The sequence below is a fragment of the Hydrogenophaga sp. genome, assembly GCF_048549895.1.
GTDB lineage: Bacteria > Pseudomonadota > Gammaproteobacteria > Burkholderiales > Burkholderiaceae_C > Hydrogenophaga.
Window position 1 is genome coordinate 1 of the sequence record NZ_JBLYYB010000240.1, and the last position, 7,811, is coordinate 7,811.

The 7,811-nt window shown below is 61.6% G+C and carries 11 protein-coding genes; 6 read left to right on the forward strand and 5 right to left on the reverse strand.

Annotation, left to right across the window (positions count from 1 at the left end; translation table 11 throughout):
• Positions 1 to 130: 130 nt before the first annotated feature.
• A complete protein-coding gene (locus ACN4F8_RS21860) occupies positions 131 to 811 on the reverse strand; it encodes a hypothetical protein (protein ID WP_419475511.1) in 681 nt (226 codons plus the stop codon).
• A gap of 102 nt (positions 812 to 913) precedes the next feature.
• Between ACN4F8_RS21860 and ACN4F8_RS21865 the strand changes: the two genes are divergently transcribed.
• The 5 genes from ACN4F8_RS21865 (at position 914) to ACN4F8_RS21885 (ending at position 3,622) form a co-directional block, all read left to right on the forward strand.
• Positions 914 to 1,381 (forward strand): hypothetical protein, encoded by a 468-nt coding sequence (locus ACN4F8_RS21865; protein WP_419475512.1) that lies wholly within the window; start codon positions 914 to 916, stop codon positions 1,379 to 1,381.
• 91 nt (positions 1,382 to 1,472) lie between these two features.
• Complete coding sequence (locus tag ACN4F8_RS21870; protein WP_419475513.1) at positions 1,473 to 1,781, forward strand: hypothetical protein; 309 nt, start codon at positions 1,473 to 1,475, stop codon at positions 1,779 to 1,781.
• Positions 1,782 to 1,846: 65 nt separating this feature from the next.
• Positions 1,847 to 2,404 (forward strand): hypothetical protein, encoded by a 558-nt coding sequence (locus tag ACN4F8_RS21875; protein ID WP_419475514.1) that lies wholly within the window; start codon positions 1,847 to 1,849, stop codon positions 2,402 to 2,404.
• A gap of 29 nt (positions 2,405 to 2,433) precedes the next feature.
• Complete coding sequence (locus tag ACN4F8_RS21880; RefSeq protein WP_419475515.1) at positions 2,434 to 2,934, forward strand: hypothetical protein; 501 nt, start codon at positions 2,434 to 2,436, stop codon at positions 2,932 to 2,934.
• A gap of 1 nt (position 2,935) precedes the next feature.
• Positions 2,936 to 3,622 carry a hypothetical protein gene (locus tag ACN4F8_RS21885; protein ID WP_419475516.1) on the forward strand — a complete coding sequence of 229 codons (687 nt, stop codon included), beginning with the start codon at positions 2,936 to 2,938 and terminating at the stop codon, positions 3,620 to 3,622.
• A 24-nt stretch (positions 3,623 to 3,646) separates the two neighbouring features.
• Here the strand turns inward: ACN4F8_RS21885 and ACN4F8_RS21890 are convergent, their stop codons facing one another.
• The 4 genes from ACN4F8_RS21890 to ACN4F8_RS21905 form a co-directional block, all read right to left on the reverse strand.
• On the reverse strand, positions 3,647 to 5,206 hold the full coding sequence (locus tag ACN4F8_RS21890) for a hypothetical protein (RefSeq protein WP_419475517.1): 1,560 nt from the start codon (positions 5,204 to 5,206) through the stop codon (positions 3,647 to 3,649).
• A gap of 338 nt (positions 5,207 to 5,544) precedes the next feature.
• Positions 5,545 to 6,150 (reverse strand): methyltransferase, encoded by a 606-nt coding sequence (locus ACN4F8_RS21895; protein ID WP_419475518.1) that lies wholly within the window; start codon positions 6,148 to 6,150, stop codon positions 5,545 to 5,547.
• The gene (locus tag ACN4F8_RS21900; RefSeq protein WP_419475519.1) at positions 6,151 to 7,104 is read right to left on the reverse strand and encodes a hypothetical protein; all 954 of its coding nucleotides are present in this window, start codon (positions 7,102 to 7,104) and stop codon (positions 6,151 to 6,153) included.
• Between the two features lie 29 nt (positions 7,105 to 7,133).
• The gene (locus tag ACN4F8_RS21905) at positions 7,134 to 7,373 is read right to left on the reverse strand and encodes a mercuric transporter MerT family protein (RefSeq protein ID WP_419475520.1); all 240 of its coding nucleotides are present in this window, start codon (positions 7,371 to 7,373) and stop codon (positions 7,134 to 7,136) included.
• On the opposite strand from ACN4F8_RS21905, the gene ACN4F8_RS21910 reads away from it, so the two are divergent.
• Entirely contained in the window at positions 7,279 to 7,497 is a 219-nt protein-coding gene (locus ACN4F8_RS21910; protein WP_419475521.1) for a copper-binding protein, read from the forward strand. The two genes, ACN4F8_RS21905 and ACN4F8_RS21910, sit on opposite strands and share 95 nt — an antisense overlap.
• The last annotated feature ends 314 nt before the right edge of the window (positions 7,498 to 7,811 follow it).

Below are 7,811 nucleotides of genomic sequence, written 5' to 3' on the forward strand. Positions count from 1 at the left end.
TCATGCAGTTGCGCTTCGCTTCGTTCGCTGTGATCAACTTACGGGAGGACTTGCACCTCCGAGAGAGCGCCCGTGCCGGGCGCACCAAAAAAAAGCCCCGTCCGAGGGACGGGGCTTTCGGGATGCAGCGTCAAGCCGCGAGTAGTTCAAGTTGCTCTGCAAACAGCGTTGTGCAGCGTTCGCGCAGTTCTTCAATCGTTCGCTGACCGTGCAGGTTGTTGGCCTGACGCCAGCGTGCGCGCCTCAGAATCGCATCCACCTGGGTAGAGCGGCCTTTGGCGATCTGGAGCGTGCCGTGACCCAGATAGGTCATGTAGCCTGCAGCCCAGTCCGTGTGGTCTGGTCTGCAATGTTGCGCGACCATCTCCTCGCCGAGGAACTCAACGAAGTCGATGGCGCCCTCCTCGTCAACTTCCAGGCCTTCAGCCGATTCATCGTCGATCACGATGTTGCCGTTGCCAAGGACTTTGAGGTCAAGGCCGCATTCCTCTGCATGAAACTCGCGCGACACGTCGCGCAAGCCGCTGAGGCTGTTTGGACCCTCCAGGACTTCCCATTGGCGTCCCACATGGATCTTGCCGATCCGGGGCACCGGTGTTTTGGGAAAGCGTGGGAGTTCAGGTGGTCGTTTGCGGGCACCTCCCATCACCTCGAAGAAGATCTTCAGTGCTGAAAATGGGGGCATCAACCCGTACATACTCCAGCGTGCGTCGATGGCGACCAGATGCTGGTAGTTGATGACCGATACGCGTGGGAGAAAGCCGCCAGCGCCAAGCTCACCCGGATGATCGACGGACAGGTGAGCGTCCATCGGCACCACGACTCCGAATTTGAAACCATCGCTCAGTGCTCTGACTTTCTCGCGCCCATCTGGGTGTCCGAGAGAGGTCGTTATGGCAGAGCGCGTGTGCCCATGCCCACGATCGAACGCCCCAGCTGGGGTCAGCGCAGCGCGCTCGCTCACTGGGACCACCGAATCACCCTGCCGAAGTGGGCGCGCAACCGCTGGGTCATCCTGCACGAGGCCGCGCACCGGCTCACCCCGGGCGACGAAGCACACGGTCCCCGGTTCGTGGGTGTTCTCATCGGGCTCTTGGCGCGCCACGGCGGGTATGACGCGAACGAACTCATGGCCACAGCCGAGGAGGCCGGGGTGAAGTACCACGTGCGCTCGATTGGGGCCGTCCCGGTGCTGTCCTTGCCCGAACGCTTGCAGCGCCTGCTGCCGGTGCAGGAGATGGAAGCAGCCTTCGAGATGGATGTCTCCTGGCGGCAGGTTCGGGGCGCTTCGCTGCAGCTGGTGCGCGCTGGGCTGGCCATCTGGAAAAGGGACCGCCTGTTACCCATCGAGCGTCAACTGGAATGCGGTTTGGCGCTCTAGTTGCCCACATGAAATCACCTCAAGTAATCGCCTTGTTGAAACCGTCTTGCTCAACTTCGCAAACCATTTCCAAATCATCTGAAGGAAACAAATGACAACCGTCCAAGACCTCGCCGACACAATCAACGCACATGCCTTTGCTCTTTTCCAAGCCGGAAAGACCATCAAGGTGACGGGTGAAGAATCCACCTATCACTTTCGCGCCGCCAAGGGCGGTTTTGACAGTGGCCTGCAGATAACGTACGGCGGCAAGCGCGCTGTTGACATGAAGCCCGGGCCCTATGGAGCCTGGATCAGCACTGCCGCTGCCGGAAAGCTTGCTCGCGCACTGGCCGCCAAACGTTCGACTTTCAGCTGCACCGACGAAGATGGCGAACCACTTACCGTCAGCATCTCGTGAAAGTGTCGACCTGATGTAGGGCCTTCGATGCGTTCGATTTGTCGTTTTGGCGCTCTAATTCGTCTATGAAATCACCTCAAGAAATCGCCAAGCGACCGTTGGAGTCTGCCGACGAGCAGAGGCGCGTCGCCACGAACACCAAGCGCGCGATCACCGTCCTGCGTGGGATTGCGGCATACGACATCCTGGACGCCGCCGAGTCGGAATCCATGTACCGCTGCATCGGACTCCTGGAGGAGATGACCTCCCGCCTCAAAAAGTCCGTGGAGATCAAGAAGGCTGCGGAGAAGCAGAAGGCCGAGCGCCACACGGCGATCCTCGCGCACATGAAGGCGGGGCCGCTGGGCGCGCTTACCCCGCCCGAGCGGATTGCCTTCATCGCACGGCACTCGGCGGGCTACCTCAGTACCCTCAAACAACCCTCCAGGGAAACCGTCAAGCGCCTGCTCAGCCAGGACTTTGACGAAGCCCTGTCCGACGAGGCGTACCAGCTGGCCAGAACGTCCGAACTGGCGCCGCAGCTGGCCGCAGCGCACGCTGCGACTCAGTTTCTGGAGCAGCAGCCACAGCTCATGCGCGCGGCACAAGCCCACATCGAGGCCATGGCCCCACATCTGACCTGACGTGCATCCCAGCCAATAGAGCCAGACCCATGGGCAGCAAGAAGCGCAGCAAACCGTTCCAACCCAAGTGGAAACCCTCCATCAACACGATGGCGGTGGCCGCCTCGCGTGTGGCCAAGCTCACGCCCGAGACCGTGCGTGGTCTGGCCGAGTCGTTGAGCCGATCCATGATCGAGCTCACCGTGCCTGATCGCTCAGCCTACGCCTGGCAGGATCTGCGCATGGCGTGCGTGGTCTCGCGCCGGGTGGAGCGCATGGGCGTGGTCAAGGGCATGTCGGACATCTGGGAGGATGCTTTCGGGGCGCTGGAGAGCGTGCGAGAGCGCAGCACGGTCTCTGGCGTGTGGCGATACACCACCCCAACGGAGGCCGAACTCGAACTGGTGCGTGAGATGACCAAGATGCACAGCATCCAGTTGAGCTATCTGAGCGTCGGCGAATTCGAGCAGGTGTTTCTCGCGTGCCGCAGCGATATGGCTCTGCTGCCCAAGATCTTCCTGCCGGCAGGCGATGCCCTGAAGGCGGCTTGAGATGGTGCTGCCCACCCCTGCCCCACTGAACAGCAAGCAGTCCGCGTTGTTGCGCCGGTACTGGCATGCCGGGCGGCAGGGCTTGTCATCTACCGGTGGCACGCAGGCCTTGGAGCTGGCGGCACTGGGCCTCCTTGAGCAGGCGCGTTACGGTGGCTCAGGACTGGTCATGTGCATCACACAGGCGGGCATCGTGGCGCTGCAGGCCCAGGTCGAGGCCAACCGTGCGCGCTGTGCGCCCCATCATGAACTTGGCGCCACGCTGGCCACCTGGCTCTCCCGCAACGGCAGGGCCTGCTGGACCAACATCGAACTGAAGGTGCGAAACGCGGAGAGCCTGCAGCTCGTTCGCCCGGACGTGTTTTCGATCAACGCCACGCTTGATCCGCAGCGCGTTGACGCCGCGGTACACGAGGTCAAGGTCAGCCGCAGCGACTTCCTGGCAGACGTCGCCAAGCCCTCCAAGCGCGCGGGCTACGCCGCCATCAGCGAGAAGTTCTACTACGTGGCGCCCGAGGGACTGCTGCGGCCGGAAGAGATGCCCGAGGAGGCAGGCCTGCTGGTTGCCCGGGGAGATGAATTCGTGGTGGCCAAGCGCCCGAAGAAGCGGCGCGTGGTGCTGGCCCCGGAAGTCATGCTGGCCATGGCGCTCAAGCCCCGGCACGCCGTGCCCGATACGTTGAGTTGATCGACCAGTCGCTCTACTGGGGACTCAGACGTCGTAGGTGGCCTGCCGGAGGATGCGCATCGCAGCGTTCAGATTCTGAGGCGTCAGCGGGGCGTCCCGGATCCACCGGATTTGCAGGCCAATGTACCGGGCCCAATGGACCGCTTTTCGAAAGGCTGCAGCGTCGCCCCGCTTTGCGGCCATCTCCACGTACTGATTCACGATCTGGTACTGGGCCTTGCCTGCGCGGTAGCGAGCGAGTTCATACGCCTGACTGATTGCCGCCCAAGCCGTTTCATGGTCCCCTGCGCGGTATGCGCGAACAAAGCGCAGCCTTGGCGGCATCCAGCACAGTATTTCGCCCAGACCGTTCACCTGCAGGCGCCTGGCAAACGCATCCGCCTCTTCAAGATCGGGACTGTCAGCGTGGCGCAGCCGCTCCCACTCGCCAAGAGCGTCCGCGAAGTGCGGTGGAACCTCATGGAGATCGCCCAGACGGAGTGTGGCCGCGAGGAGTTCCATTTGGAATTCACCGTGGTCCAGCGTCATCTGTTGAAGCACATCGGGTGGGGGCAAGCTGCCCGTGGCTGTCATGTATCCCTGAAGTTCGCACCGAGCACGGTAGGAGAAATACTCCGTCTGCTCGGCCCACCCCTGGAACACCTCGCTGCGCAGTTCGGGGTGGTGCGCAGACTCCCCAAGTGCTCGCGCGTGCCGCGCGATCTGCCGTTCAACCTTCCTCATTTCGGTCATCAGCAGTCGCCACTGCTTCAGGAAGAGGTCTCGGACTTGCGATGCAAATTCAGTCCCGTGCTCAGCGACGATGGCCTGCCAGATGGCGGTCGATCCGCGTGCGAGGAAAAGGACCGTCTGGACGCATTGAAGCTTCGCTGGATCGTCCAGGGTGGCCAAGCCGTCTGGCCTGTCGGTCAGCGCCTGCCGCAAGCTGTGGCGAAGTGCCGGTGCCGAGGGCAAGCTGCGCCCACTCGACCAGTTCTGCGCGTTCTCAAGATGACGTTCCCGCTGGGGCTCGCTCTCAGCGGTGTCCCGCCCGGGGTAGTGAAACTGCGTTTGCGACACACCAGCGGTCTCGTACAACCAGTCGAGTGCCTTGCGCATCGGCCACACGACACCTGTGTCATCGAAATCGGGAAGGAACCAGCTGTCCCCAGGCGGTCGCAGCGGAAGGAAAGTGGAGGGATGCCACTTCGCCGCGCTCGTGGCCAGCGCCGTGGCCACCAGTGAGGTCCACTGGTCCCGAATCAACCAGCGCACCGTGTCGCGTTTGGTGAGGAACGTCCCTTCGGTGCTCAATTGGGTGCGGTAATGCTTCAGCAGGCTGAGTACAACGTCGCCCAGTGCCAGATACACCGGTGGCCACTGTGCGTGTTCACGCACGAGAGTACTGAGTGTGTGCAGGAGTTTTCCGAAGTTGTCTTCGAGCTTGCCATCGTCCTGTGCCAAGCGATCAATGGACCGACGCACGCTGTGGCGCGTGGCACCGTCCACCAAGCTGTCATCCAGCTTCTCGGGCAGGACGCCCGAGAAGCGGAAGGCGAACCGGATCAGTTCACCTTGGGTCGGAAACCCGATTTGCTCACCCATGCTGCTGTTTGCCGGGCGCCTGTGGTGCCGGTCGTTGCGCTGGTGCGGCTCTGTTGGGGTTCAATTGAGCACCCCTGTTGCCGTGGTTATGGGCGTTGGTGGCATTGTTGCCCGTGGTGCCGTAGTTGGGGTTTTTGGCGAGTGAACGCTGGTTGTTGCGAGTCTGTGCCGTGGGTGCTTTGGAGGGCATGATGGATTGTTCCATTTGTTGAAAGAGGCTTGATCAAAACATTGCAGGGGGGGCGCTCGCTACCTGAAACTTTCGGACGAACAGGTTCCCGCAACGAAAAAACCCCCCATCCGGCTTCGCCAGTGGGGGGTTTCTCGTTTTCAGTGGTTCAGAGGAATGCCGCCTGCAGCTCCTCCATGACATCGGTTGCGCTGGTGCAACCGGTGTCGGTGTTGTCGTCGCAGCTGGTTTCGTGATCGCCCACGACCGGCGCCTGAAGCACCAGCATCACGGTGGGGACATCGGTGCCGGCGGCCTTGAAGGCTCCGCGCTCGATCTCGATCACGTCGATCGCGTGCTCGCTGACCCAGTCACGGAACGCCCTGCTCTTGGCGTTGTTGGCGGTGCGCCAGGTGGTCGATGTGATTGCTCCCAACCGGCCACCCGGGACGAGGAACTTCATCGCATGCTCGACGTGAGTGATGTCCTTGCCTCCTGAAAATGGAGGGTTCATCAACACGAGCCCATAGCGTGGTTCGGGCTTCACTTGAAGGAAGTCCACCGCCCCGTCCAGGTCGAAGCCCAGTTCACGCAGATGCTCCACGTTGCGGGGCATCAGCTCGTAGCACGTCACGTTGTCCTTGCCCACCACCTCGGCCGCAGCCAGGGCGATAGCGCCGGATCCGGCCTGCGGCTCCAGCACCGTCATTCCGGCCTCGAGGCCGGTCAGCAGGAGCAGGCGCTGCACCAGTTCGGGCGGCGTCGGGAAAAACACTTAGTCCTTGCTCCTGAGCAGTTCACCGGTGGTGACCACCTGCGCCAGCGCATCGCGAGGACAGCTGTCAAAGACGTGCGGTTGCTTGGGTGTCGACCACTGGCCGCCGAGTTCACAAAGCACGTCTGCCGTTTTATTGTACCGGGCGGGCTTCAGTCGTTCCACGATTCGAACCTCGTTGCCAGTCACCGATGCGCTTTGCAGCACCGCGATGATTTTCGGGTCGATGCGGGTCGCGCGCGGCAGCATCGAGGCGCCCACCTGCACGCCGAACACCTTTCGGGTTGCGGGCTTGCCATCAGCCACCGGAGCGGCCAAGGGCTGCGCCACGGCCAGCTCGCTGGGGTAGTCACGGCCCTGCAACTGCAGCGTCATCGATGAGCCGCGGGGCTCGCCGTTGAGAACGGCTTGCGCGAGAGCATTGCCCAGCCACTCTGGGTCGTTCACCAGCTGCTCCAGCACCGCGATGCGCGTTTTCTGCGCCGACTTGAGCCGTAGCTCGAACTGCGCCATGCGCAGCGTGTGCCATTCAGCACTGAGCGCGATGAGTTTTTCGGCGGTGGCCACCCGCTCCTCGACAGGCAGTGCCTTGAGGTTGCGCAGCAGCACCCACGCGTTGTACAGGCTCACCACCCGGTCATACAGCGTTTCCGCATCCAGACGGTAAACTGTCTTGTTCACCCCGAGCGCTTGCAGCATGAGCGACAGGGAGGATGGGGGTTGTCCGATGAGGGTGCTCTGGATGTCGAGCTCGATGTCATCGCCTACCATGCGCGCCGTCAACAGCGCATTGCCTGCTTCGTCGTGCAGCAGGCGTGCGCCTTCGGGGCGCTCCTCTGCGGAGATACCTTCCTCGGATTCCTGCATGGGCACTTCCCACGGGAAGATGGCATGCAGGGCGAGGATGGTCGAGATCTGCTCCATGCTGGCCAGAAGCGGGAGATGTTGTTTCATGAGGGAAGCTCTTTGGAAAACGGGCTCCCTCACCTCCTCAGGGCATGGAAGCCCCGAACGGGTTGGTAAATTCGCCCAGACCGGAAAACCGGTGGGCACGTGCGTCGAAAGGATGGACACTGGCATGGCTCCAGCAGGGTCAACGTGCTTATCCATGCCCCAGATGTGCCCAGCATGATCAGCACCAGAGGGCCAAGGCAGCAGGAAAACGGCAAGGTCACGATCAAGCATGGCGAGATCAAACACCTGGACATCCCCCCGATGTCCATGGTGTTCAACGTCAAGAACAATGCCATGTTGGACAAAGTCCAGGTAGGCGAGAAGATTCAGTTCATCGTTGTTCAGGACGCCGGTAAGATCGTGGTCACTGACATCAAAGCGGTAATGATTTGAACCAGCCGACTCACAGGGTCGGTTGTGGTGGAGGGATCGGTCGTGACGACCGATCCCTTTTTTATTGGTGCATAGCTCTTTCCGTTCACTTCAAATCGCCCCCAAACAGCCTCACAACGAGACCGCACGTACGTTAACGCACAGTCGAACCACGCAGTTTTTCCGATGATAGGTAACCCACTTTTGGGTATTTTTTGGACGTCAATATGAACACTCAATCCGTGGCTAAACACTTCACCACTGTCCCCCTCAAAGCTTTGTGCGCGGCATCGCTGATCGCATTCATGGGCGTATCAGCACAGGCCCAGTCCACA

Bases quoted from the DNA above. Each gene is read 5' to 3' on its own strand.
- ACN4F8_RS21860 (WP_419475511.1), bottom strand. From the start codon at position 811: ATGGACGCTCACCTGTCCGTCGATCATCCGGGTGAGCTTGGCGCTGGC.
- ACN4F8_RS21865 (WP_419475512.1), top strand. From the start codon at position 914: ATGCCCACGATCGAACGCCCCAGCTGGGGTCAGCGCAGCGCGCTCGCT.
- ACN4F8_RS21870 (WP_419475513.1), top strand. From the start codon at position 1,473: ATGACAACCGTCCAAGACCTCGCCGACACAATCAACGCACATGCCTTT.
- ACN4F8_RS21875 (WP_419475514.1), top strand. From the start codon at position 1,847: ATGAAATCACCTCAAGAAATCGCCAAGCGACCGTTGGAGTCTGCCGAC.
- ACN4F8_RS21880 (WP_419475515.1), top strand. From the start codon at position 2,434: ATGGGCAGCAAGAAGCGCAGCAAACCGTTCCAACCCAAGTGGAAACCC.
- ACN4F8_RS21885 (WP_419475516.1), top strand. From the start codon at position 2,936: ATGGTGCTGCCCACCCCTGCCCCACTGAACAGCAAGCAGTCCGCGTTG.
- ACN4F8_RS21890 (WP_419475517.1), bottom strand. From the start codon at position 5,206: ATGGGTGAGCAAATCGGGTTTCCGACCCAAGGTGAACTGATCCGGTTC.
- ACN4F8_RS21900 (WP_419475519.1), bottom strand. From the start codon at position 7,104: ATGAAACAACATCTCCCGCTTCTGGCCAGCATGGAGCAGATCTCGACC.
- ACN4F8_RS21910 (WP_419475521.1), top strand. From the start codon at position 7,279: ATGATCAGCACCAGAGGGCCAAGGCAGCAGGAAAACGGCAAGGTCACG.
- ACN4F8_RS21905 (WP_419475520.1), bottom strand. From the start codon at position 7,373: ATGGACATCGGGGGGATGTCCAGGTGTTTGATCTCGCCATGCTTGATC.